Here is a 23,774-nt window from a genome sequence, read left to right as displayed (position 1 = left end):
CTTTTTCTATATCTGCATCACGTCCAACATAAATCAGTGGCACAGGTTCACAGGTGTGAGCGGTATGTGCTTGCCCTGTTGACTCATCCGTCATTTGTTCAGCATTACCGTGGTCGGCTGTAATTAAACACTCACCGCCAACTTTGTCTAGCGCTTCAACAACACGCCCTAAACAGGTATCGACAGCTTCACAGGCCTTGACTGCTGCATCAAAGTTACCGGTGTGGCCAACCATATCGCCATTCGGATAATTACAGATAATCACGTCATACTTGGTTGATTCTATTGCAGCAACGAGTTTGTCTGTGAGTTCTGTTGAACTCATCTCAGGTTGTAGATCATAGGTCGCAATTTTTGGTGATTGGATTAAGATGCGATCTTCGCCTTCGAAAGGCTCCTCTTTACCACCGTTAAAAAAGAAAGTGACGTGAGCGTACTTTTCGGTCTCTGAAATGCGCAACTGTGTCATGTGCTGATCTTGCAAGGTTTCGCCTAAGGTGTTGACCAGATCGGTCGACGGATAAGCGATGGCAGCATCAATGCTCGCGGCATATTCCGTTAGCATGACAAAGTGTGCTTTAGGTGTCACAGCACGTTCGAAGCCATCAAAGTCAGCATCCACAAAGCTACGAGTGATTTGGCGGGCACGGTCAGCGCGGAAGTTCATGAAAATGAGCGCGTCATTATCTTCTAGCTTGGCAATGTTACCTTCAGCGTCAGGGATTGCAGTGCTACCGACAAACTCGTCATTTTCATCACGAGCGTAAGCGGCTTTAATACCTTCAACAGCACTTGCTACTTGATGCAAGCCTTTGCCTTCAGTGATTAACTCATAAGCTTGGGATACACGATCCCAGCGGTTGTCTCTATCCATGGCGTAGTAACGACCAATAATGGAAGCCACTTGACCAGTACCTAGGGTTTTAAACATATCTTCGAAATGAGCTAAACCAGCTTCTGCGCTACGAGGCGGAGTATCGCGACCGTCTAAAAAGGCATGTAGATAAACCTTAGTTGCACCGCGTTTAACGGCAAGGCGACACATGGCTTCTATATGATCTTGATGACTATGTACCCCACCTGGCGATAATAGTCCCATGATATGAACGGCACCATTGGCTTTGACTGCCCCATCAACGGCCGCAGTAAGTGCTGGGTTAGTATCGAACTCCCCATCATCAATAGCCTTGCCGATACGGGTTAGTTCTTGATAGACAATACGGCCAGAACCAATATTGATGTGGCCAACTTCGGAGTTGCCCATTTGGCCAGCGGGTAGCCCAACATCGATACCTGAACCGGAAATTAAACTATGTGGATATTGCGCATTAAGCTTGTCGAGAACAGGAGTGTTCGCATGAAAAACAGCATTTTTTTGCGTGTTTTCACGAGAGCCCCATCCATCGAGGATCAGCAATGCCAACGGGCGTTTGTGAGTCGTCATGGTAGTACCTTTAAGTTTGAAAAAATAAGATTAAAATTTTAATTGGTTAAATATTACTACCAATTGGTACTCGGCATAAAGAAATTTACCCAGATTGCGGTTATCGATTTACAAACAGGTGTGATTCAAAGCCAGCTGTCGTGTGCGTTACGTGACTAACATTCTGTATTCTGTCATCGCAATGGTATACTCTGTGCCCTCATTATATTTGGGCCAATTAAAAGTAGGCAGTAAAGCATGCAAGAATATATGGAATTTTTTAAAGCAAACCCGATGTTAAGTTTGGCGTGGGTGGGTTTATTCGTCGGACTTATCGTGATGGTATTTAAGTCTAGCGTATCAAAAGTTAAAAATGTGAATCACCAAGAAGCCACTTTGTTGATGAACAAGCAAGAAGCAACAGTTGTTGATGTACGCGGTAAAGAGGAATTTAAGAAGGGCCATATTGTTGGCGCAATTAATGTTCCATTAGCTGAGATTAAAAATAATCAGCTTGGTACCCTTGAAAACTCAAAAGCCAGTCCCATAATAATGGTATGCAACGCTGGCATGACTTCGTCTCAAGCGGCCCAACTGATGGTTAAGCACGGGTTTGAAAACGTGAATAATTTGAAAGGTGGTATGGGTGAATGGCAGTCAAGTAATTTGCCTGTTTCAAAAAGCAAAAGATAGAAGTGTCGGTGTAGCCATTGCATTATTGTTAAGTAATTGATTAAAGTGTCACGGCTTAACATTAATGGTTACCGGCATTGAATTGAGGGAATACCCTCCAAAAAGCGTCTGTTGACTAAATAAATCAAATACTGGGACAGCCAATTGGGTTATTACCCATAAAGGCAAAACCCTGAGACTGGCTCTTTTGAAGTAGCCTCATTAACATTTTTAAGGTAGGAAATCATGGCTGAAGTAGCAAACAAAGAACAAGAGCAAGGTCCACAATTTAACATTCAACGTGTTTACACAAAAGATATCTCTTTTGAAACACCAAACAGCCCAGCTGTTTTCCAGAAAGAGTGGACGCCAGAAGTTAAGCTAGACCTTGATACTCGTAGCAACAAATTGTCTGACGATGTATATGAAGTTGTTCTTTCTCTAACGGTTACAGCTAAGAACGGCGAAGAAACTGCGTTCCTTTGTGAAGTTCAGCAAGCTGGTATCTTCGCAATTACGGGTCTTACTGAGCAGCAACTTGCTCACTCTTTAGGTGCATATTGCCCTAACGTTCTTTTCCCATATGCTCGTGAAGCAATTGGTAGCCTAGTTAGCCGTGGTACTTTCCCACAACTAAACCTTGCTCCAGTTAACTTTGACGCGCTATTCGCTCAGTACGTTCAACAGCGTCAAGCTGCTGCCGCTGATGCGCCTGCAGAAGAAGCAAACGCTTAATCGCATGGAAAATACTGCCGATATTACGGTACTGGGGGCGGGCTCTTATGGCACCGCCCTTGCCATTTCTTTAGCGAATAATGGCCACAGAACCCTGCTTTGGGGGCATGACCCTAAGCACATCGAAAACCTGAAGAACGACAAGTGTAATCAAGCGTTCTTACCCGGTATTGCGCTTCCCGATCTTCTTATTCCAGAATCTGATTTAGCAACAGCACTTGCTGCTTCCAACAACGTATTAGTTGTTGTACCTAGTCATGTTTTTGGGGACGTGTTAGCGCAAGCTAAGCCGTTTTTACGTAAAGAAGCACGTATTGTATGGGCGACCAAAGGCCTTGAGCCTGAAACTGGTCGGTTGATACAAGATGTGGCGCGTGAAGTACTCGGTGATAATTTCCCACTCGCGGTGTTATCGGGTCCTACTTTTGCTAAAGAGCTTGCTGCAGGAATGCCTACAGCAATATCTATTGCAGGTACAGATCCGCAATTTACTAATGATTTAGTTGAATTGTTGCATAGCCCTAAACGTTTACGCGTTTATGCTAACGATGACTTTATCGGCCTTCAATTGGGCGGTGCGGTTAAGAATGTTATCGCGATTGGTGCAGGACTATCAGATGGTATCGGCTTTGGTGCAAATGCGCGTACCGCATTAATTACCCGTGGTTTAGTTGAATTAACACGTCTCGGTGAAGCTATGGGTGCGCAAGCATCAACCTTTATGGGGATGGCAGGTTTAGGCGATTTAGTGTTGACCTGCACCGACAATCAATCTCGTAATCGTCGTTTCGGTTTAGCGCTTGGTAAAGGCTGTGATGTCGAAGCCGCGCAAGTAGAGATTGGTCAAGTTGTTGAAGGTTACCGCAATACTAAAGAAGTTTACACGCTCGCAAAACGTTTAGGCGTTGAAATGCCGATCACTGAGCAGGTTTACCAAGTATTGTATAAAGGGAAATCACCTCATGATGCAGCTAAAGAGCTGTTAGGTCGTGAGAAAAAGTCCGAAACATCGGACGATTAAAGTCTGTCAGTGACTCGCCATATGAGTGCTGACATTCGGTGATGGTATATCGTGAGAGAAGGGTGCTAAAATAGCGCCCTTTTTTGTGCCTAATATTTATCAATAGGCGAAGTCTTTCTAGGAGTTATTGAGTGGAACATATCGACGTCATTATTATCGGAGCTGGGGCTGCAGGACTTATGTGCGCTGCCACCGCAGGTTACCGTGGCCGCGATGTGCTCGTACTCGATAATGCCAAACAAGCGGGTAAGAAAATTCTTATCAGTGGTGGTGGCCGTTGTAACTTCACCAATCAAAAAGTCGAACCAGCAAATTTTCTCTGTAGTAACAGCCATTTTGTAAAATCGGCACTGGCACGCTACCGCTCAAGTGACTTTATCGAGTTGGTTGAGCGCCATGGTATTGAATACCACGAGCGCGATCATGGTCAGCTTTTTTGCGATGACTCTGCCAAAGAGATTGTTAGTATGCTGCTTACCGAGTGTGAGTGGGCTGGCGCTGCTGTAAAGCTGCGCACTGAAATTCGCCAAGTGACTAAGAATGCTGATGGTCTGTTTGAAGTGCACACCGATAAAGCACAGTACACTTGTCAGTCACTGGTCATTGCCACTGGCGGCTTGTCGATGCCTAAACTGGGTGCATCGCCTTATGGATACCACGTCGCCGAACAGTTTGGGCTAAAAGTGTTACCGACCCACGCAGGGTTAGTCCCTTTTACCTGGCATAGCGACCAGAAACAACGCTTCGAGCCACTATCGGGTATTGCGGTACCCACCACTATTACTGCCAAAGACGGTACCCAATTTAGTGAAGCATTACTCTTCACCCATCGCGGCTTATCTGGCCCAGCTATTTTACAGATCTCCAATTATTGGAATCCTGGAGAGGCGATTAGTATTAATTTGCTACCTGGTAAAGATGCCAGATCTGAGATTGAGCAATTGGTCGATAATAGCCCTAAGCAAAGTTTGCGTAATGCGTTGGCATTGTGGCTACCAAAGCGTTTAGTCGAGGCATTATTTGACGAAGCACTGCTTAATAAAGCCCTTAACCAGTTAGTCCATGCTGAGCGAGAACAGCTCGCTGTTGATTTAGAAGCTTGGAGCATAGTCATGAATGGCACTGAGGGTTATCGTACGGCAGAGGTGACATTAGGCGGCGTAGACACTGACGAACTGTCATCAAAGTCGATGGAAGCTAAAAATGTTTCTGGTCTGTACTTTATTGGTGAAGTCATTGATGTAAGTGGTTGGCTAGGCGGGTTTAACTTCCAATGGGCTTGGAGTTCTGGAGTGGCTGCTGGGCAAGCAGTTTAACCCGTAAATATATTAGATTAGATAAGAAAGGCCTCCAATGTAAATTGGAGGCCTTTTTAGCTAGTGCATTAAAACCAGTTTAGAAAGTATAGCCAATGTCTAGACTAAATGAGCGACCTGGCGCGGGGACTTTTCCTGCCGGTGATACATCTAATCCTCGGAAGAAGTACTCATTATCAAATAGGTTGTTGACTGATAAACCTAGCTTTAAACCACTATTATTTTGCTTAAAAAGCTCAGTACCAATATTGAAGTTAACCACGGTATATTCAGGTATTTCACCCGCGGTGCCAGAGATATTTTCGTCAACGCTATTGGCTAGATCTGCAAATGATTCGCTGTAGTAGAATGCCAACAATCCTAAATCTATATCCTTGATGCTATAGAGAGCACTGGCTGAAAGTTGATGCTTTGAAGCGAAAGGTAGTTGGTTGCCTGCATATTGCCCCTCGAGTTGTTCGGTATCCAAGTAGTTATATGCACCGGTTAACGTCAGGTCCGGCAAAGACATTGGCGAGTATGTGCCCTCTAGCTCAACACCTTGGTTTTGAGTTTTACCGATATTGACGAACATGCTGATATCTCTGCTGTACTCGGCTTTGTTTTTAAAGTCGATACGATAGACCGCTAAATTCAAGTTGCTGCGCTCAGTTGGAGTAAAGCGAACACCTGCCTCATAGTTCCACGATAACTCTGACTCCAATGTTTGCCCTTTTGGCCAAAGTTGAGAGATTTGTGGTGTGCGCAATGAACGCTGCGCATTAGCATAACCAAACCAACTATCAGTAAACTCATAGCCAACGGTGATACCCGGAAGCCATTCTTGCACATGGTTGTCTTGGCTATAGTCTTGGCCCACGTTAGTAAACGTCATGCGTACATCTTCAAAGCGGATCCCCGGTGTCACCGATAATCTATCGTCAAGGAAGCCTATTTTGTCGCTGATGTAATAGGCCATGGCATTGGTGTCCATCTGCCAGTCTCGGGGGCGAACAGCAACTTGAGTCGACTTGTCGATTTGATTCAACTGATAGCTAATGTCTTCGTTTACATAACGAACGCCAGCAATAATGTGCTGAGAAATATCGCCATCGAGCAGCAAGCTAGCCTTAGGTTCAATACCAAAAACTGCAAATTCACGCGGTGAGTTACGCAAATGCGTTGCTTCTTGGGTGGTATCAGCCCAATGTGAACCTAAGTTACCGTCAGTATCACTATTTTTGTTATAAAAATCCCACTGGAAGTTACGCTTACTTTTATTGCCAAATACGGTTAAATCTAGCTCACCGTAGTCAATGGTTTTAGAGTCATCAAGCACATGATTATAGTTAAGAGAGACTCGCTTAGTGTCGGCTTCAAATTCATCATTAGGCCGCAGCGATTGGCTACGATCCGCATCATAAGCCGCTGAGTTTAGCGCGCCGGGAAGCTCTGAGAAGGCATCGTAGTATTGCAGTGTGGCATCAAGGCTGTTCTGTTCATCGATATTCCACACTGTTTTTAGCATTACGTTGGTAACGTCAGTATCGGAGTGATCTCTAAAAGACTCGCCTTTGATAAAGTTGCCATCCAAGCGCATAGAGAAGTCATCATTAACGGCTCCACCGGTGCTGATATTGGTATCATACAAATTGCGGCTATCACCAAAAAATGTAATGCGTTCATTGAGGCTCGTTTCCCAATCGGTTGAGATAGGTTTTGAGACTAGGTTAATAACGCCACCGACATTATTAGGGCCATATTGAATAGAAGCGCCACCGCGAGCCACATCGATTCTATCAATCATAAATAGGGTGGCAGGGAACAGCGATTGGCCTGTATGACCGTAGGGAGCGAGCGTCATTGGAATGCCATCGAGTAAGATCTGTGCATAGCCGCTACGGCTGCTATCTAAGCCACGCACTGAAATATTGGGTAGCACACCAGTGCCGCTTTCATCTTTAACTTTTAGTCCTGGTACTTGCTGTAATGCAGTATCAATTGATCTCACCGCTGTGCGTTCTAATTGCTCAGAAGTAATAATAGAGCGGTTACCGGTATACGTTTTTAGATCCGCGACTTCAGAGTCACCAAGTAAACTACCCGTGACGATAATGATTTCTGGTTTTTGCTCTGTTTTAGGTGTTTCAGCAAAGACTGCTGAGCAGTAAAAACTGCTTGAAATCGCCACTGCAATCGTGCTCAAGTTGAATATTTTATTGCGGTTTAACATATGTGTCCCTACGATTTATTTGGTATTTTTAAGTGCTTCGAGCTGTTGTTTAAAATGTTTAAAAATCATTCCCCGATCTTCGCCTAGCAAAAATGCCTGAGTGCCTTTTTGATGCCAGCTAACTTGCTGTTCAGGTGTTCTTGGAATTGCGCAGAAAGCGATATTATTGTCACGGCAAATTTGCGCCATTTTATGAATTTGTGCTTGAACGGCGGGGTGATTCACTTGAGTGCCATAGCCCAGCGATAGGCTCAGATCTAATGCGCTCTCCAGAATCATATCGACATGATCTAAAGCTACGATTTCAGGCCGTGATGCCATACCGGCTGCGTCTTCGATCATAAGGCAAACTAAGGTTTCATCGTTGGCCTGGTCGATCGCTAGCGTACCGAAACCCGTATTACTGCCACCCGTGATCCCACGGGTGCTAATGGGTGGGTATTTACTGGCTTTAATGGCATTTTTAACCATCTCTAGGCTCGACACTCGTGATACCAAAATGCCCGCTGCGCCAGCATCTAAGACTTTAGCGATAGTTAGTGGTGCATCATCAGGAACTCTCACCAAAAGAGTCAGTCCTGAGCAGTCTGCTGCACGAATGCAATGTGCCAGTGTCTCATCCGAAATAAGTACGTGTTCGGTATCGATAACCGCAAAATCAAAACCCGCATAAGCAAACATTTCACAAATAACAGGAGAGGGAACTGAGTTTAAGATCCCATAGATAATATCTTGTTTCGCAAGCTTTGATTTCAGCGCATTGGAGAATGGCATTCTACTCCCTCTTAAATACAAATGAGGATGCTAATTGTTCTCATTTGACTGTGAGGGTCAAGTTATTTGTTTATATGAACTAGGTTTTTGATTTTTTATTATGATTCTTTACATTTTATATCTATGTAAATCAGTATTTTGCATGGTTATTTGTCTAGGTGTAAGTTATTTCCATCAAAACATTAAACTGTAGTGATAATTATTTACACTTGTTGTTTTAAGTGTTTCTATGTCGCGGTTATTGATTGAGCTATTTATTAGGAAAGGAAGGGATCGCTGAAACGCGGCTAACAATGGGCGGTAAGCCAAGCCCTTTTGGTATTGATGCCTGCGAGCTTGATACGGCTATTGCCATGATTAGAGATATACCCACACTAGCGGGTAAGCCGCAGGTGGATCTGATGGGCTTTCACTTTCATCTTATGTCTCATCAACTTGATGTTGAACGTCATCTTTCGTTAATGAAGTTGTGCTTTTCGATTGGTTCATCTTAGTGGGTGAGCCATCATTGAGGGGGATGGTATTTGGTCTAGTCTGGTGTCGACTATGCTTTAATCCCCGTTATTGCCCAGTAGCGCTACACTCTGTGATAGATATCGGTGAGTTAGAGCGCTAATGCAGCGAATATTGAAAGGAGGAGTATAATAACGGGCGCGATCACTTACACCAATACTTGGCGTGTATTCGCAATGTAGTGATGGACCTGAGCCTCTGTTTCAGTATCAAGCATCTCTTCTGGTTTACGACCATTCGGGCAGGGCATATTCGGTGTTGTGCCAAATACGCGGCAGATCAACGGTCGTTGCTTGTAAACTTTGCAACCTTTAGGGCCCAAATGTACGCAGTTCCACTCTTCTAATGCGGCGTCATGTTCAGCATCTGTTTTCACTGGCAGACACGACATCTCTTCCGAAGACGTCGTTACCGGTCCACAACAATCGTGACAACCTGGCACACATTCGAACGTTGGAATGCGCTCACGCAGACGGGTGACAATCTCTAGATTATTATTCATTCATGCCTAACTGTTGTGCATTTCTCCCTTATTATAGTCGTATACCTAAGTCACTAAAAGGTTAAGTTTGCAGCGCGTCATAGCGCCCCTCTAATAAGTGCTGCATCAAGTCTTAATGGTTTAGGTGAGTTTCGCTATTTGTTAAGGCTGGCTAACTTGGCTTAGCCAATACTTGAACTGGCTGGGGAGTTGCCCTGTCCAGCGTTTAAATGAACGTCTAAAGTTATTGCCGTCGGCAAATTGTAGTTGCTTGGCAACGGTTAAATTATTCTCACCAGAAATTGCGAGTAGGAAGATAGCTTGTTGCATATTGGCCTGATCTTGCAGTTGTTGAAAACGAATGTCATACGCTTTGAGTCGGCGCTTTAACGTGGCTGGGCTGAGGCTTAATTGTTCCGCTATCTGTGGCAGTGTGTATGATCGAGTTTTTCGCCTTATGAGCAATAAACGGATGGCTGCGGGAAGTCCTATTCGATAATGGGCTGCTTGCTTCTGCTGTTTAACTTGTTGGCGGGCGAGTTTAAGCCCTTGTGAGTTTGCCAGTTCGAATGGATGTTGGTGTATGTCTGGGTCGTAGCTAATCACGCAGATAGGTTGATTAAATGACAAGTCTTCACCCAAATATTTGTAGTATTGATCTAATAACTTAGGCGCTGTATAAGGCAGTGAAAAGTGGCCTTGCCATGTGTTATGGCTCAGCTTTTTATAGGTTGATACTAAACTTGAAAGCGTCAATTCAATAAAAAAACGCTGTTGCCGCTGAGCACCAATATCCAATTGCAGTAGCAGGTGTTGTAAGTTTTCAGTGCGCCAATGCCACCCTTGCAGCCATGGTTGACTAGCCCAATGATATTGATGCCAAAAGTTCTGCATTTGCGCTAGACCATCGCAGCAAAAAAGCCCATTGGTGAGTGAACCGCTTTGCACCGGTAACCATTGCTGCCCGAGTAAAAATGCCAAGTCATCGCCTAGCCATAGGGCGAGTGCATTGTCGATTAAGCTCATGAGTTGCAAGGGGCTAATCTTGTGGTCGATGAGTTGTAAATCTTGCCTGAAAATACCTGTTCCTTTGAGTAAGCGGTTTACATCGAGCTGTCGATATTCAAATATCGCCACGATACTGGTGATCAGCAGTTGGCTATCAATACATTTATCTTGAGCGTAGGCAATGGACTGCATCTAGACCGCCTTAGGCCAAGATCTTGCTTGTTTGACGCGTTCCATCTCTCTATTTATCTGACTGATCAAGTTCTCTGCATCGGCAGCGGCTGACTCTGTGTGTGGATCATAGTGAACATAGGCACTACTGGCTTGGCAACCAAACCGAGCGATTGCTAGTTGCAGCTCTGCTGCCATCGCTTGTGAGAAGGATGCTGAACAGTGAGGTAGTAAAATAATGAAACGGTCGCCAGCAAATCGGCAGACGAGGTCTTGGGAGCGCAGTTGGCAAGTGAGCATTTGGGCAATATTGGCGAGTAACTTATCACCTTGGTGGAAGCCGTCGCGTTGATTAATCTCAGAAAAATTGTCGATATCAATCATGATCAAGCTTATTGCGTTATTGCGGTTGAGTACTATTTGGTGACGTATTGCGCGAGCATCATAGATCTTAGTCACCCTATCTACGAGTTTGTGCTGACGAAAAAACTGCTCTCGAGTGCGTAGCTGCTCATTAATGGTGATCTGTTCTTCGCGCCACAGCCATAAGCCACCCGTTAGTGTAAGCAAGCCGATAGGGGTTGGTAGCTTTTCAAGAAAGGCGAACCAAAAGGGCAGACTGTGGTTAATAAAAAACTCATCGAGCAGATCCATATAACAGCCCAAGCTATAACCTAGTAAACCGAAGATTAGCAGTTGAGTGACTTTGCCTCCCGGACGAGCTTGCAACACTAGTGCAAGCCAACTTAACCCAAGCAGCAGCAAAGCACCCTCTGTCGCGACATCAAGCCAATCAATACTACCGCTAACTTTGGTATCGGCCTGTAACAGACAGAGGCTGAGCAATATGCCGCTAAGCAAGAGGATGCCTAGAGTAAACTTTGAGGTAACAAATTTATGCATGCTGTGTATGTTCGTGAGCTGAGTATTGCGTTTAACGTACTGCTATTTCATGACGACTTTATGATCCTTTTAGTCGTCAAATTGGCTCAATGGATGTTCAGCACTGGGGGAACTTTTTTAATATGGCGACTACTCGTAGGCAACAGTAGATGTACTAGTTTGAATGTATTTCATTTAGATACAGCGGTTTAAGTACAATGTTCTTGTTTTATTACTTGCCTCCTACTCGAGGTTCGCGACTGTAATTAGCAGTCAAATAAGCTCAGTTGCCGGTAAAGTAGTTCAAAAATCCTCCTTTTTGCCCTATTCAAATATCGACGTCACGCAATTGTCATCAGTCTATTTTAGATTTGCCTGCAAATAACCCATATAACGCAAACTAAAATAGGAATTTAACCACATGAAGCAGCTCGGTTCGCTATCACCGCTCTACCTTGCACTTTTTGCCGCCAGCTTAGCTTTTCCATCAACCTCATGGGCTGGAAAAGTCGAAGGTGCGATTACAGATGAAGCGACAAAAATGCCACTGGAGGGAGCGCTCATTAGTATTGAAGAGCTAAACCTCAAGCAGGAGTCGAGTCGTGATGGTCGCTTTTTTTTCCAAGAGGTACCCAAGGGACAATACACTTTAGTCGTGGAGTATTTGGGAGGAACCACTTACCGGTCGCAGATCCAAGTGGGTGAAGTTAGCCTGATCAATAAGCAAATTGAGCTGAAAGGTCAGGGAGTAGAGCATATTCAAGTTGTTGGCCAACGAGGTGCATTGAGTAAGTCTTTAAACCGCCAGCGAGCGGCTGACAACTTAGTCAGCGTATTGAGTGCGGATGCGCTGGGTAACTTTCCCGACACCAATATTAGCGAGGCTTTACAGCGAGTTCCTGGCGTCTCTATTGAGCGCGATCAGGGTGAAGGCCGCTTTGTTCGCATCCGCGGAATGGCACCAGATTATAATGCGGTATCGATGAATGGCACGCGCTTACCATCACCAGACAGTGACCGCCGCGCGGTGGCGCTGGATGTGGTGCCATCTGACTTGTTGCAATCTGTTGAGGTAACTAAAACCCTAACGCCTGATATGGACGCCGACTCTCTCGGTGGTGCCATTGAAGTGAAAAGCCTATCGGCTTTTGACCGTGACGATACCTACTTTAATGTGAGTGCTGAAGGCAGTTTTGATGAGATGACCGAAAGTGTTAATCCTAAACTTGCGGGCAGTTATAGCGACATTTTTCAAGAAAACCTCGGCGTTGCCATTGCTGCGAGTTGGTATAACCGCGACTTTGGCTCTGATAATGTTGAAACCGGTGGCAACTGGAGCTTTGATGACCCAGCAGTGTTAGAAGAGGTTGAGCAGCGAGATTATCAAATCAATCGCGAGCGAGTTGGGCTTGGCGCTAACCTTGATTTCAGACCCAATGATGACAATGACCTGTTTTTACGCACGTTGTATAGTGGCTTTGTCGATACCGAAACCCGTAATGCTAACGAGATAAAATGGGATGATGGCACCTTACCGGACAGTCCTAATACTGCAGAAGCGACCCGTTCGTTGAAATCACGAGAAGAAGATCAGTCGATCATTTCAATCGTGCTTGGGGGTGAGTCTAGGTTCGACACATGGACACTTAACTACCAGACGAGTTGGAGCCGAGCACAAGCGGATAAGCCACGTTATATAGGGGGAGCTGACTTTGAAGGCGAATTCGATGATGTTGCTTACCAAGATCCCACAGTTCCAATAATCTCAGCATCTGAAGGGTTCTACAGCGCTGATGAGTACCAGTTAGATAAAGTCGAAATAGCAGAATCCAACACCGTCGATACCATCACATCAACTAAGTTTGATTTAAGTAAAACATGGCGGGTGGCAGAAAGGCCGGTAGCGCTAAAGTTTGGTGCAAAGTACAGTGCTCGCGCTAAAGAAAACCGTGAAGATATTTGGATCTATGAGGATTTCGACGAGCAAGGTATTAGCGATGAACAGTTGGCTATGAGTCAGTTTTCAGCTGCAGAACCTAATTATAATCTCGGTCGATTTGGGCCCTCTATTGCCGCTGATCCCATTTGGGATTTGGTTAATAGCATGAATGATACCGTTGCAAAAGATGAGATTGAATCGCGGATTAATGACTTTAATATCGACGAAGATATTACCGCTGCTTACCTTATGGGCCATATTGATATCGATAGTCTCCGCCTACTAGCGGGTGTGCGCTTTGAACACACAGCTGTGCAGTCGCAAGGCTCTGGCTTTGATGAAAGTAAAGATGATTTCTTTGCCAATAACACCGACCGTGATTATCAGCATTGGCTACCTGGCTTCCACCTTAACTATAAGTGGAGTGATAAAACGGTAGTGCGTGCATCATGGACTAACACGATTGTACGTCCTACATTTGGTCAATTGGCACCCGGTTACTTAATTGAGCAAGATGACGATGAGTTAGAAGCGAGCTTTGGTAACCCGGATCTAGAAGCATTAGAAGCCATGAACTGGGATTTCAGTATTGAGTACTACATGGGCGGCCTCGGGGTTATCTCTGCTGGTGGCTTTTACAAAGATATTACCAATTTTATCTATGAAGCAGATTTAGCTGGCTATGGTAAATACCAAAATTTTGATAAAGCAGAGACCTTTGTTAATGGTGACGAAGCGGATATTTTAGGGCTAGAGCTGGCTTATGTGCAGGAGTTTGGGTTTATGCCTGAAGGCTGGCGCGGCCTTATCTTTACCAGCAATCTAACCTTGAGTGATTCAACTGCGCATATCAGTTGGCAAGATGATGGTGAACAGGGACGCGACATTCCATTACCGAGTCAGTCAGAACTTACCGCAAACGCGTCTTTTGGATATGAAAATCCCTATGTGAGTGTGCGCCTTTCTGCAGCCTATAAGTCTGAATATTTGGTTGAGGTCACAGAGTTGGATGATGCCGATTTTGATATCTACCAAGATGCACATACCCAGTGGGATTTTGTTGCCAAAAGCTTTATCACAGAAGAGATCACTGTCTATTTTAAAGCGATAAACATTACCGATGAACCTTTCTATGCCTATACCCGAGAGAGCCGTTATAACGCCCAATACGAAGAGTATGGCCGTACATTCCAGCTAGGTATCCAGTTCATCAACTTTTAAGGTTAGAGGTTCACATGATTAACACCAAAAACATAATAACGACAGTCGCAGCCACTCTTTTTAGTTGTCAGCTCGGAACCGCGATGGCCAATCCCGTAGCGCAGCAAGTCAGAACGGCTTTACAGGGACCTATCGCGGCAAGTGAGATGGCGATGTGGGATCAGCGAGCACTATTTGCCAGTGAGCGCCTAGGGTTAGTAATTGAAGATAAGCAGCTATTAAAAGTCATTGTACCGGGTCAGTTTGAATATTTGGCAGTGCATAAAGATATCGCACTCACTTACGACACTGAGATAGATCAAGTGCAAGGGATTAATTTGAGCCTAAGCAATACTCAACGTTTGTCACTGCTGCCAAAACGCTCATTTCAAGTCGAGTGGCTATGCTTGCAACCACGCCAAGCGGATAAGAATCTTTATGCGTGGTTAGGGGATGATGCAGGGCATGCGGAGCAGTGGTTACTGTCGTCTGATGGACAATGGCAACCACAATTAGTACGTAGTTTATCGGTATCAATGGGCGCGTTGAAATGCGCCGTCGATGATAATGAGCAGTTATATGTACTCGATAATCATCAAGGTTTATGGCGTTATCCTGCAGCGCCGTATGTGGCGGCAGAATCTGCGCTTGCTATCTCTATGCCCGATAACGACTTATCTGGTTTAGTCATTAACGCGGGCCAGATCATGATGATGGATGAAAGCGGGCATATTTTTGATGCTAAGGGCGATAAAGTCGCAGCGCCTTTCAAAGGGCTGCAAACACTCGAAAGTCTGTACGTGACTGACAAGCAGCTTTGGGCTTATTCGGACGACGACGCTCAGTTCTATCAAGCGCCATGGCAGCCACCGACTAAAGTCGTGCTGGCCTCAAACGAGCTGATAAAAGAGATCCCAACGGCAGTAGAAAGTGATATTTCTGATAGAGCGGGCGATACCATGGACGACCCCGCGATATGGATTCACCCAACCACACCAGAAAAAAGCCGTGTACTGGGGACTAATAAACGTTGGGGGTTGTTGAGCTTTTCTATGCAAGGTGAGCAACAGCAGGCCATTGGTGCGGGGCGGGTCAACAATATCGACATTAGGCAAAGGGTGTTATTGGGCGGCGAGTACCGCGATATCGCCGTTGCCAGCAATCGTGATCGCAATAGCTTGAGTATCTTTAATGTCGATGAGTATGGTGTGCTTACGCAGCTACCGGAACAAGCGACCACGCTGAGCGATATTTATGGCCTGTGTTTGTATCAACCCAGTGAAGATGAGCTATATGTTTTTGCCAATGAGAAGTCAGGGTTAGTCAGTCAAATCGAACTAAAATGGCAAGATAATCATCTTAAAGCGACGCAAGTACGGCAGTTCAGTGTCCCCAGCCAACCGGAGGGTTGTGTCGCCGATGATGCTAACAAACAGTTATTCCTCGGTGAAGAAAATGCGGGTATATGGGCCTTTAATCTTGATGATAAGTCAGCAAACTTAAGCGGCAAGATGATCATTAAAGTGGGCGGGCCGCTGGTGGCCGATATCGAGGGAATATCACTTTATCAAGCTGACAGTGAAACGGGCTATTTAGTGGTATCTAGCCAAGGCAATGATAGCTATTTGCTGTACAACAGCACCGCACCTTATGCCTATGTTGATCGCTTTCGAATTGGCATTAATGCAAGTAAGGGTTATGACGGCAGCGCCGAAACTGATGGACTCGATGTGACCTCAAGTGCGGTTGGGAGTGGGGTTTGGTCACAAGGCATGATGGTGGTGCAAGATGGCCGTAATCGAATGCCGGACCAGAATCAAAATTTTAAGTGGGTGCCTTGGAGTGAGATTAGCCAAACATTGCAGTTAGGAGCTAAGGACTAAGCAAGTCCAATGATTAGCTAGCATCGCTTCATCCATAACGTCAAAACGGAAATACTGCATTGAAGATTGATTCAGTATTTTTTTTAATTTTCATGTTCTCTGTATTTAAAAGCCTTAATCTCGGCTAACGATACGGTACAAACTTGATGAGTATATTCGACTTTTACTTGCAGATTAGTGCTTTGAAGCATACGTTAATACCTTGATAATTTGAGCTTTAGCAAGTGCAATGCAATAAGGACGGTTAATGTGCGCATACTCATTTTTATATTCGTATTCTTTACTCTCACAGCTTGTGATAGCGGCGCAAAACATGTCGCATTGGGGAGCTTAGAGCGAGAACGGATCGCCCATACCGCGACCATTAATGAAGTTGTTGTCAGCCTTCCTGTCGCACAAGGGAGTATGGTTAGCAAAGGTGAAGTGCTAGTTCAATTAGATGATACCTTTCAACAATCACAGGTGTTAAAGGCGCTAGCTGATGTTGATCAAGCGGTTGCTAACTACGATAAATTACGAAAAGGCGCCCGTGAAGAGGAGATAGCCGCTGCCAGCGCGAATGTTGCAGGCGCAAAGGCTACGCTACTCGAAAGTGAAGCCAATTACCGCCGTATGCAGACCATGGTAAAAAACAACTTAGCCAGCAAGGCAAATCTTGACCGCGCCCTTGCGAGTCGCGATTCTGGTATCGCTAATCTAGAAAATACCCAAGAGCAATTACGAGAATTAACCTCCGGCACCAGAGAAGAAGACATTCGGTTTGCCAAGGCTAACCTCGACGCCGCCAAAGCGGTGTTAGCAGGAGAGAAAAAGCAGTTAGCAGATTTAACGATTCGCGCGACACGAGACGGCATTTTAGATAATTTACCGTGGAATTTGGGTGAGCGTGTGACGCAAGGTAGCCCCCTCGCCATATTACTTGCGGGCAAAGCACCTTTTGCCAGGGTTTATATACCTGAGCCTTACCGGGTGAAAGTGAAGATTAACGATAATATGCTGGTGCATGTTGATGGAGTCGATAAGCCTATCATGGGGCACGTTCGCTGGATCTCAAATGAACCGGCATTTACGCCCTATTACGCGCTAAACCAAGAGGAACGAGCGAGGCTAATGTACCTTGCTGAGGTACAGCTACCCGATAGTGCCGCCTCTTTACCCAGCGGAGTGCCTGCACAAGTGGAGCTGCCATGAGTGACACTGTGATTCGGGCAACGCAGTTATGTCGTCACTTTGGTAGCTTAAAGGCAATTCAAAACCTTAATTTTGAGGTTGAAAGAGGGCAGATATATGGCTTTTTAGGCCCGAATGGATGTGGGAAAACTACTGCAATTCGCATGCTGACGGGACTCTTGTTACCCACTTCTGGAGAGGTTGAGGTGCTCGGGCTAACACTGCCTAGAGATGCTGAAAAGTTGCGTTTGAAAATGGGTTATATGACGCAAAAATTCTCTTTGTACGATGATTTAACCGTAAAAGAGAATCTGCAATTCATTGCCAAAATATATGGTTTATCCCGCCATGAGCAGCGTTCTCGAATTAATGAGTTGCTAAGTACCTATGGGCTCGACCAACGCGCGGGTCAGTTAGCAGGCAGCATGAGCGGTGGCCAGAAGCAGCGCTTAGGGCTTGCAGCTGCAACCATACATAAACCTGAATTACTGTTTCTAGATGAGCCAACATCAGCCGTTGACCCTGAAAATCGACGTGACTTCTGGGAAAAGCTATTCGATTTAAGTGATCAAGGCACCAGTATTATTGTCTCGACCCATTATATGGATGAAGCGGAACGATGCCACAAATTGGCAATATTGGAAACGGGGATAAAGCGCGCTGACGGTTCTCCTGATGAACTTATGCGTGACATGGGGGCACATGTCGTTGAGGTTGAATCCAATAACTTGCGTCAACTTAAACAGCAACTCACCGCGTTACCAGAGGTGATCACCGCTGCGCAATTAGGTTCACGTTTACGGGTATTGGTGAGCGACCGTTGCATTGATCCTATCGCATTTTTGGCACAGCATGAATCACTGGATAAACAGCAGTTACATATCGTGAGGCCAAGCCTGGAAGATGTGTTTGTTACCTGTACTGGTAAGGGGAGACAATGAAAGCACTGTATCGGATCCAAGCCATTGTCAGTAAAGAGTTAATCCAGCTAAAGCGCGATAGAATGACCTTTGGCATGGTGATAATGATCCCGCTTATTCAATTAATGCTATTTGGTTTTGCTATCAATACCAATATTCGAGATATACCCGTTGGTGTCATCGATCAAAGCCAAACAGCATTGAGTCGAGTGTTGGTACAGACTGTGCGGGCGACTCAAGTGGTGAAGTTTACCCAACATTTCTACGATATTGAATCTGCTAATGCCGCCATCGCTAGGGGAGAAGTGAGAGCCGTGTTAGTGATCCCCAAAGATGTGGCTCAGCGGTTGGTACGCCATCAGGCTGTTGGCTTAGGGAGTCCACCCTCGACTGATGAGGAGACAAGTCGCCCTGTTGCACAATGGATTGTAGATGGCTCAGATACGATGATCGCAGCGGCAATTAAAGGGTTACGCAATATGCCGTTAACTGAATTGTTGCGCTTGCCGAGTAATCGCTCAACGCCGACGTTTGAGGTGGCGCTGTTTTATAACCCAGAGCAGCGCACCGTGGTTAATATTGTTCCGGGTTTGGTCGGCGTAATCCTAACCATGACCATGATCATGTTTACCTCTGCGGCAATCGTGCGCGAACGAGAACGGGGCAACTTAGAGATGCTCATTACCACTCCCATTCGTTCAATGGAGTTAATGCTAGGCAAAATCATCCCTTATATGTTTATCGGAATGCTGCAAGTTACGATTATTTTAGGGATAGGTTACAGCCTGTTTAATGTGCCTATCAATGGTAGCTTAGCGCAGCTTTTTGGCGCTACACTCTTGTTTATTATGGCAAGTTTAACATTGGGGTTAGTCATTTCTACGATAGCAAAGAACCAGCTTCAATCAATGCAGATGACCATATTTGTATTATTACCTTCTATTTTGTTATCTGGCTTTATGTTCCCTTACGAAGGTATGCCAATTGAGGCGCAGTATATTGCTGAGGCATTACCAGCAACGCATTTTATGCGCTTAGTACGTGGGGTAATATTACGAGATGTGGACATTATTGACATGTCTTATGATGTGAGTTGGTTAGCTATCTTTACGGTTATAGGGCTAATTATCGCTTCACTTCGATTTAAAAAGAATCTGGAGTAGTTTCATTACTTGTTAATATATATTGATGAGTATGACATAAACATTAAGTGTTTTTTCCATCTAGGTATGCGGATAATATTTTAAGGATGACTTAATCTATGAGGGGTATGCTGCAGCGTAATTGTTTAAATAAGCAGCTATGTTAATACCGCTTCAATCGTTAATAATTGAAGCGGTATAGGATTAATTATAACCAAGGATATAACTCGGTGTTTCATCCTCCAGTTCTTCAGTGTATGACTGACTTTCCAGCAGTGTTGACTCCTCATTAGCTGTTTTTGACTGTTCAAATTCACCCTGTTTATATTTATTAATGACATATTTTTCCATTACAACTTCCTTTAATTTAACTAGCGCTCCCTTTATATATAGTTTAAATATTTGGCATTGAAAGCTTACTTGCTAATTAATTTAAGATTTACTAATTTAAAATACTCATACTGGGTAAGCTTACCGTTCTGCCGACGGTATATTTAGACTGAAATAACCTAGAAATGCAGCAATGAGCAGGTTGAAGTAGAACGGGTATATACCCTATGGATTTATATGAAAGTTCTTTTTGTTTTAGTCTTTATTTTATTATTAAATGCCTGTTCCAGCGCACCTAGTCGCGACATAAGCAGCACAAACAATTCAAAAGTAACGGTAACGTTAGATAATGCTACCGCAGTAAAAATCCAATTAATGCAATTGTATAGCGAATGGAAAGGCACGCCTTATCGTTTCGGTGGTATGAGTAAACGTGGCATTGATTGCTCTGGGTTTGTGGCGCTAGGATTTCAAGATAAATTTGGCATAACCTTGCCCCGAACCACTGATGAACAAAGGGGCATCGGCCAAAGTGTGAGTAAAAGTCAGCTTAGAGAGGGCGATTTAGTTTTTTTTAAAACGGGCTGGAGCACTCGCCATGTTGGTATCTACATTGGTAACCATCAGTTCTTACATGCTTCGACGAGCCAAGGTGTGATGATCTCTAGTTTGAACAATAGCTATTGGAAGCAAAAGTATTGGTTAGCAAGAAGACTCTAGGCTTGGTATTTTTTTAGTTGGTTTACCGCATATATTGGATATTTATCAAATCTAGCTAGTTAACTTTATGCTACTTTATACGGCATCAACAGTTTTGACATTCGATGGCTGTTAGCCGCGAGTGATCTCGGAATAGATTAAAGTGAAAGGATAAAACAATGAGCAAAGCAAAAATTGGTATTGTTACGGTAAGTGACCGTGCTAGCGCTGGTGTCTACGAAGATCTTTCTGGTAAGGCGATTATTGAAGTGCTAAACGAATACCTTACATCAGATTGGGAGCCTGTTTATAAGGTGATCCCAGACGAAACTGATGTGATTGAAGCCACGCTAATTGATATGGCAGATGTGCAGAATTGCAGTTTGATTGTCACCACTGGCGGCACGGGTCCAGCAAAGCGCGACGTGACGCCTGAAGCGACAGAAGCAGTATGTGATCGCATGATGCCTGGCTTTGGTGAGTTGATGCGTGCCGAATCTTTAAAGTTCGTTGCTACGGCCATTTTGTCTCGTCAAACTGCGGGCCTTCGTGGTGACTCATTGATTGTTAACTTGCCAGGCAAGCCAAAATCAATTCGTGAGTGTTTGGATGCAGTATTCCCTGCTATTCCATACTGTATTGATCTGATGGATGGTCCGTTTTTAGAGTGTGACGAAGCGGTTATTAAGCCTTTTAGACCTAAAGCAAAGTAGTACCTACTCGCTTTATTGAATGCAAAGGCCCGAGTATGACTCGGGCTTTTTTGTGTCTGGAACACTTATGCCAAAACCCATGGATGGGTAGTTTTGGTATTTGTGTCTGGCCATAAATGTTCCATACATTTATCGGCATTTCCTCCGTCCTTGGAGGTCAGAACTTATGCCAAAACCCATGGATGGGTAGTTTTGGTATTTGTGTCTGGCCATAAATGTTCCATACATTTATCGGCATTTCTTCCGTCCTTGGAGGTCAGAACTTATGCCAAAACCCATGGATGGGTAGTTTTGGTATTTGTTTTTAAAATCTGTTGCTTCAACACTTTTTATACTTGTTTTTTGTCACGCTTAGCATACTTATCGACGGCTTTACCGGTCGTTGCCCACACCATCACGCCACCCCATGCAATCATTGAAAACCCAGCAGGAATACAAGCGATTAAGATGAGCTTGAAATGCTTACGGTTAAAAATTAGCGCCAACATAGCGGGTAGAAACCACAGCACTAATACCACGACCGCTAGCATGGCCATAAACAAGTAATTGTCACTGGCTAAAATATTATCTATAAATTCCATTTTATCTCTCCTGATAATGAGCCTCTTAAATGATGATGTTTAAGAGGCATCCTTTTATCTGAGGCTACAAACCAAAGACAATCTTTTCGCTTTTAAGTGATTTTTGCATACCAAATGCTAATAGTGCTGAGATGGCAAGGGTGATCAATGATGAAATCGCTAATTGCATTCCCGGTAATTCACGACCTTTAATGAACTCAATTAACGCTTGCAGTTGGCCCGATACTGGTAGCCATTGTAGGGTGTCTGGCGCGATATCATAGCTGGCTGCCATCGCGAGCATCATAGGTAACATCAATACAATGGTGAGGTACGACTGAGCTTCTTTAAAGCTCTTAGCCATAAACGACACAAACAGCTGTAAGCAGGCTGCCATTATTGCCACCGGTAAACCGACGAGCATCATCATACCGATAAAGCTGCTATTAACGCTGACGCTAAACCCAAGCTCTTGCCAAGGCACAAAGCTGTAGGCAAATTTAGACACGATTAAGGTTAATAGCAGACCAATCATTCCAAATAGGGTGACGGTGATGATTTTAGAGATCACAATTTGCCCGGTGGACACCGGATGACTCAGCAGTAGCGCGAGCGAATTACGTTCGCGCTCGCCGGCACTGGTATCAATAGCGAGATTCATTCCTGAGATAAACACGGCGTAGATCATCGTCATAGTGGCTAAGCCTAAAATCATGCCTGCTTTTGAATCTGGGGTGGCTTGGTCTTCCACATTGAGCTTGATAGGTTGCATGACTCTTGGGTCGATGCCGCGGGCAATCAAACGTAAGCTACCCATTTCAGAACTGTACTGCTGTAGGCTCTTTTCAAGACGGCGAATCGACTTTTGCAGTTTTTCATTTGAGGCGTCGGCAATCAAGGTGACGTCGGCGCTGATCCCTTTGGCCATATTGCTAGCGTAATCATCGCTAATCACCAGCAAAATATCCTTATTTTTGTCTGCATCTCCTTGGGTAATACCTTTGCTTGAAAGGTATTTAATCAGATCCGGTGCACCTTGAGGATTGTTAATCTTGATATTCAGATCTTCAGGGCTGGTGAGTTGTCCTATCAACATAAAAAACATACCGCACATCAACAGTGGCGCACCGACGGCGTAGTAGAGCCCGGCCATCACTGAGCGTTTATCGCGAGCGGCATCAATAAGTTCTTTGCGAACCATGGTGATTATTTTATTACTCATTTCCACATCCCTTTGTTACCGTCTTTTGTAGAGGCATTGAGTGTCAAATCCATCATGCAGCAATCCCTTCATCGGTACCGATAAGCTGAATAAAGGCATCCTCGAGTGAGCTTTTGCCCGTTTGTTGGCAGAGTGCATCTGGGCTGCCAACCGCAACCACTCTACCTTCGGCCATCACAATCACTTGATCGCAAAGCGCGGCAACCTCTTGCATTACATGGCTCGAAAACAGTACACAGTGACCTTGGTTTTTAAGATCGCGCAATATGTCACGTAATACCCGTGTGCTCATAACATCGAGGCCACGCGTCGGTTCATCGAGCACGATATTGGTTGGCTGGTGGACAATGGCTTGCGCCAGCGCGGTTTTCATTCTCTGGCCTTGGGAAAAGCCCTTACATTGTCTGTCGGCAATATCGGCTAGGTGTAGCTTTTCAATTACACTGCTGGTGGCGAGTTTTGCATCACTGCGTGAGAGGCCATTGAGCTCGGCGAAGTAACTGATGTATTCACGTGGCGTTAAACGTTCGTAAAGCCCAAAAGGGTCGGGAAATAGTCCTAATTGTTGCTTTGCAGCAACCGGGGATTTTGCAATGTTAATCCCGTCTATTTCAGCAAAACCGTTATCGGGCTTAAGTAAACCAAATACGGTACGTAAACAGGTTGTTTTGCCTGCGCCATTAGGGCCTAGCAGTCCGGTAATTTGACCATCGAGTGCTGAAAAACTTAAATTATCCAGCGCCTGCACATCTCCGATGCGTTTTGATAAATTTGTTACTTGTATCATG

General features: G+C 44.8%; 22 protein-coding genes. 12 read left to right on the top strand and 10 right to left on the bottom strand.

Translation table 11 applies throughout. The features are described 5' to 3' along the window. The coding region (gpmI, locus tag CXF82_RS12930) for a 2,3-bisphosphoglycerate-independent phosphoglycerate mutase (protein WP_102044317.1) at positions 1 to 1,444 on the bottom strand (1,444 nt) is incomplete at its 3' end. A gap of 237 nt (positions 1,445 to 1,681) precedes the next feature. Between gpmI and CXF82_RS12925 the strand changes: the two genes are divergently transcribed. The 4 genes from CXF82_RS12925 to CXF82_RS12910 all read left to right on the top strand — a co-directional run bounded on the left by CXF82_RS12925 (position 1,682) and on the right by CXF82_RS12910 (position 5,167). After that, positions 1,682 to 2,116 carry a rhodanese-like domain-containing protein gene (locus CXF82_RS12925; protein ID WP_101092004.1) on the top strand — a complete coding sequence of 145 codons (435 nt, stop codon included), beginning with the start codon at positions 1,682 to 1,684 and terminating at the stop codon, positions 2,114 to 2,116. Between the two features lie 225 nt (positions 2,117 to 2,341). Beyond that, entirely contained in the window at positions 2,342 to 2,830 is a 489-nt protein-coding gene (secB, locus tag CXF82_RS12920; RefSeq protein ID WP_101092003.1) for a protein-export chaperone SecB, read from the top strand. Between the two features lie 4 nt (positions 2,831 to 2,834). After that, positions 2,835 to 3,851 (top strand): NAD(P)H-dependent glycerol-3-phosphate dehydrogenase, encoded by a 1,017-nt coding sequence (gene gpsA, locus CXF82_RS12915; protein ID WP_101092002.1) that lies wholly within the window; start codon positions 2,835 to 2,837, stop codon positions 3,849 to 3,851. A 131-nt stretch (positions 3,852 to 3,982) separates the two neighbouring features. Further along, positions 3,983 to 5,167, top strand: coding sequence for a BaiN/RdsA family NAD(P)/FAD-dependent oxidoreductase (locus CXF82_RS12910; protein WP_101092001.1), 1,185 nt, complete (start codon positions 3,983 to 3,985; stop codon positions 5,165 to 5,167). Positions 5,168 to 5,246: 79 nt separating this feature from the next. On the opposite strand, the gene CXF82_RS12905 is transcribed toward CXF82_RS12910, so the two are convergent. Together CXF82_RS12905 and CXF82_RS12900 are read right to left on the bottom strand one after the other, a co-directional pair. Further along, complete coding sequence (locus CXF82_RS12905) at positions 5,247 to 7,379, bottom strand: TonB-dependent receptor family protein (protein ID WP_101092000.1); 2,133 nt, start codon at positions 7,377 to 7,379, stop codon at positions 5,247 to 5,249. Positions 7,380 to 7,394: 15 nt separating this feature from the next. Continuing rightward, positions 7,395 to 8,153 (bottom strand): HpcH/HpaI aldolase family protein, encoded by a 759-nt coding sequence (locus CXF82_RS12900; protein ID WP_102044316.1) that lies wholly within the window; start codon positions 8,151 to 8,153, stop codon positions 7,395 to 7,397. A 245-nt stretch (positions 8,154 to 8,398) separates the two neighbouring features. Between CXF82_RS12900 and CXF82_RS12895 the strand changes: the two genes are divergently transcribed. Further along, a complete protein-coding gene (locus CXF82_RS12895; protein WP_145991687.1) occupies positions 8,399 to 8,647 on the top strand; it encodes a hypothetical protein in 249 nt (82 codons plus the stop codon). Between the two features lie 167 nt (positions 8,648 to 8,814). Here CXF82_RS12895 and CXF82_RS12890 read toward each other — a convergent pair whose 3' ends face one another. The 3 genes from CXF82_RS12890 to CXF82_RS12880 all read right to left on the bottom strand — a co-directional run bounded on the left by CXF82_RS12890 (position 8,815) and on the right by CXF82_RS12880 (position 11,229). Beyond that, entirely contained in the window at positions 8,815 to 9,168 is a 354-nt protein-coding gene (locus CXF82_RS12890; RefSeq protein ID WP_102044314.1) for a YkgJ family cysteine cluster protein, read from the bottom strand. A gap of 141 nt (positions 9,169 to 9,309) precedes the next feature. Then, positions 9,310 to 10,347: an AraC family transcriptional regulator gene (locus tag CXF82_RS12885; protein ID WP_102044313.1), complete on the bottom strand. Its 1,038-nt coding sequence runs from the start codon at positions 10,345 to 10,347 to the stop codon at positions 9,310 to 9,312. Further along, positions 10,348 to 11,229 (bottom strand): diguanylate cyclase domain-containing protein, encoded by an 882-nt coding sequence (locus CXF82_RS12880; RefSeq protein ID WP_101091995.1) that lies wholly within the window; start codon positions 11,227 to 11,229, stop codon positions 10,348 to 10,350. Between the two features lie 400 nt (positions 11,230 to 11,629). On the opposite strand from CXF82_RS12880, the gene CXF82_RS12870 reads away from it, so the two are divergent. The 5 genes from CXF82_RS12870 (at position 11,630) to CXF82_RS12850 (ending at position 19,483) form a co-directional block, all read left to right on the top strand. Beyond that, the gene (locus CXF82_RS12870; RefSeq protein ID WP_102039057.1) at positions 11,630 to 14,368 is read left to right on the top strand and encodes a TonB-dependent receptor; all 2,739 of its coding nucleotides are present in this window, start codon (positions 11,630 to 11,632) and stop codon (positions 14,366 to 14,368) included. Positions 14,369 to 14,382: 14 nt separating this feature from the next. Further along, a complete protein-coding gene (locus CXF82_RS12865) occupies positions 14,383 to 16,230 on the top strand; it encodes a phytase (RefSeq protein WP_101091993.1) in 1,848 nt (615 codons plus the stop codon). A 249-nt stretch (positions 16,231 to 16,479) separates the two neighbouring features. Continuing rightward, positions 16,480 to 17,421 (top strand): HlyD family secretion protein, encoded by a 942-nt coding sequence (locus CXF82_RS12860; protein WP_101091992.1) that lies wholly within the window; start codon positions 16,480 to 16,482, stop codon positions 17,419 to 17,421. Continuing rightward, positions 17,418 to 18,341 carry an ABC transporter ATP-binding protein gene (locus CXF82_RS12855; protein ID WP_101091991.1) on the top strand — a complete coding sequence of 308 codons (924 nt, stop codon included), beginning with the start codon at positions 17,418 to 17,420 and terminating at the stop codon, positions 18,339 to 18,341. Before CXF82_RS12860 ends, CXF82_RS12855 begins: the two co-directional genes overlap by 4 nt. Then, complete coding sequence (locus CXF82_RS12850; protein WP_102039053.1) at positions 18,338 to 19,483, top strand: ABC transporter permease; 1,146 nt, start codon at positions 18,338 to 18,340, stop codon at positions 19,481 to 19,483. The genes CXF82_RS12855 and CXF82_RS12850 overlap by 4 nt, the downstream gene beginning before the upstream one ends. A 183-nt stretch (positions 19,484 to 19,666) precedes the next feature. On the opposite strand, the gene CXF82_RS22330 is transcribed toward CXF82_RS12850, so the two are convergent. Then, positions 19,667 to 19,813 (bottom strand): hypothetical protein, encoded by a 147-nt coding sequence (locus CXF82_RS22330; protein WP_157822927.1) that lies wholly within the window; start codon positions 19,811 to 19,813, stop codon positions 19,667 to 19,669. 216 nt (positions 19,814 to 20,029) lie between these two features. Between CXF82_RS22330 and CXF82_RS12845 the strand changes: the two genes are divergently transcribed. Next, a complete protein-coding gene (locus CXF82_RS12845; protein WP_101091989.1) occupies positions 20,030 to 20,512 on the top strand; it encodes an NlpC/P60 family protein in 483 nt (160 codons plus the stop codon). A gap of 158 nt (positions 20,513 to 20,670) precedes the next feature. Further along, a complete protein-coding gene (gene mog, locus CXF82_RS12840; protein ID WP_101091988.1) occupies positions 20,671 to 21,204 on the top strand; it encodes a molybdopterin adenylyltransferase in 534 nt (177 codons plus the stop codon). A gap of 329 nt (positions 21,205 to 21,533) precedes the next feature. On the opposite strand, the gene CXF82_RS12835 is transcribed toward mog, so the two are convergent. The 3 genes from CXF82_RS12835 to CXF82_RS12825 all read right to left on the bottom strand — a co-directional run bounded on the left by CXF82_RS12835 (position 21,534) and on the right by CXF82_RS12825 (position 23,773). Further along, positions 21,534 to 21,785 (bottom strand): superinfection immunity protein, encoded by a 252-nt coding sequence (locus CXF82_RS12835; RefSeq protein ID WP_102044311.1) that lies wholly within the window; start codon positions 21,783 to 21,785, stop codon positions 21,534 to 21,536. 64 nt (positions 21,786 to 21,849) lie between these two features. Next, entirely contained in the window at positions 21,850 to 22,986 is a 1,137-nt protein-coding gene (locus tag CXF82_RS12830) for an ABC transporter permease (RefSeq protein ID WP_101091986.1), read from the bottom strand. Positions 22,987 to 23,038: 52 nt separating this feature from the next. Further along, on the bottom strand, positions 23,039 to 23,773 hold the full coding sequence (locus CXF82_RS12825; RefSeq protein ID WP_101091985.1) for an ABC transporter ATP-binding protein: 735 nt from the start codon (positions 23,771 to 23,773) through the stop codon (positions 23,039 to 23,041). Between the last annotated feature and the right edge of the window lies 1 nt (position 23,774).

The sequence above is a fragment of the Shewanella sp. GutDb-MelDb genome (assembly GCF_002836075.1).
Lineage (GTDB): Bacteria > Pseudomonadota > Gammaproteobacteria > Enterobacterales > Shewanellaceae > Shewanella.
The sequence above is the reverse complement of the archived record's forward strand: the minus strand, read 5'-3'. Positions and strand labels throughout refer to the sequence as shown.

Excerpts from the sequence above, each read along its gene's own strand:
- CXF82_RS12925 (WP_101092004.1), top strand. The coding sequence starts at position 1,682 with ATGCAAGAATATATGGAATTTTTTAAAGCAAACCCGATGTTAAGTTTG.
- secB (WP_101092003.1), top strand. The coding sequence starts at position 2,342 with ATGGCTGAAGTAGCAAACAAAGAACAAGAGCAAGGTCCACAATTTAAC.
- gpsA (WP_101092002.1), top strand. The coding sequence starts at position 2,835 with ATGGAAAATACTGCCGATATTACGGTACTGGGGGCGGGCTCTTATGGC.
- CXF82_RS12905 (WP_101092000.1), bottom strand. The coding sequence starts at position 7,379 with ATGTTAAACCGCAATAAAATATTCAACTTGAGCACGATTGCAGTGGCG.
- CXF82_RS12900 (WP_102044316.1), bottom strand. The coding sequence starts at position 8,153 with ATGCCATTCTCCAATGCGCTGAAATCAAAGCTTGCGAAACAAGATATT.
- CXF82_RS12890 (WP_102044314.1), bottom strand. The coding sequence starts at position 9,168 with ATGAATAATAATCTAGAGATTGTCACCCGTCTGCGTGAGCGCATTCCA.
- CXF82_RS12885 (WP_102044313.1), bottom strand. The coding sequence starts at position 10,347 with ATGCAGTCCATTGCCTACGCTCAAGATAAATGTATTGATAGCCAACTG.
- CXF82_RS12880 (WP_101091995.1), bottom strand. The coding sequence starts at position 11,229 with ATGCATAAATTTGTTACCTCAAAGTTTACTCTAGGCATCCTCTTGCTT.
- CXF82_RS12870 (WP_102039057.1), top strand. The coding sequence starts at position 11,630 with ATGAAGCAGCTCGGTTCGCTATCACCGCTCTACCTTGCACTTTTTGCC.
- CXF82_RS12865 (WP_101091993.1), top strand. The coding sequence starts at position 14,383 with ATGATTAACACCAAAAACATAATAACGACAGTCGCAGCCACTCTTTTT.
- CXF82_RS12855 (WP_101091991.1), top strand. The coding sequence starts at position 17,418 with ATGAGTGACACTGTGATTCGGGCAACGCAGTTATGTCGTCACTTTGGT.
- CXF82_RS12850 (WP_102039053.1), top strand. The coding sequence starts at position 18,338 with ATGAAAGCACTGTATCGGATCCAAGCCATTGTCAGTAAAGAGTTAATC.
- CXF82_RS22330 (WP_157822927.1), bottom strand. The coding sequence starts at position 19,813 with ATGGAAAAATATGTCATTAATAAATATAAACAGGGTGAATTTGAACAG.
- CXF82_RS12845 (WP_101091989.1), top strand. The coding sequence starts at position 20,030 with ATGAAAGTTCTTTTTGTTTTAGTCTTTATTTTATTATTAAATGCCTGT.
- mog (WP_101091988.1), top strand. The coding sequence starts at position 20,671 with ATGAGCAAAGCAAAAATTGGTATTGTTACGGTAAGTGACCGTGCTAGC.
- CXF82_RS12835 (WP_102044311.1), bottom strand. The coding sequence starts at position 21,785 with ATGGAATTTATAGATAATATTTTAGCCAGTGACAATTACTTGTTTATG.
- CXF82_RS12830 (WP_101091986.1), bottom strand. The coding sequence starts at position 22,986 with ATGAGTAATAAAATAATCACCATGGTTCGCAAAGAACTTATTGATGCC.
- CXF82_RS12825 (WP_101091985.1), bottom strand. The coding sequence starts at position 23,773 with ATGATACAAGTAACAAATTTATCAAAACGCATCGGAGATGTGCAGGCG.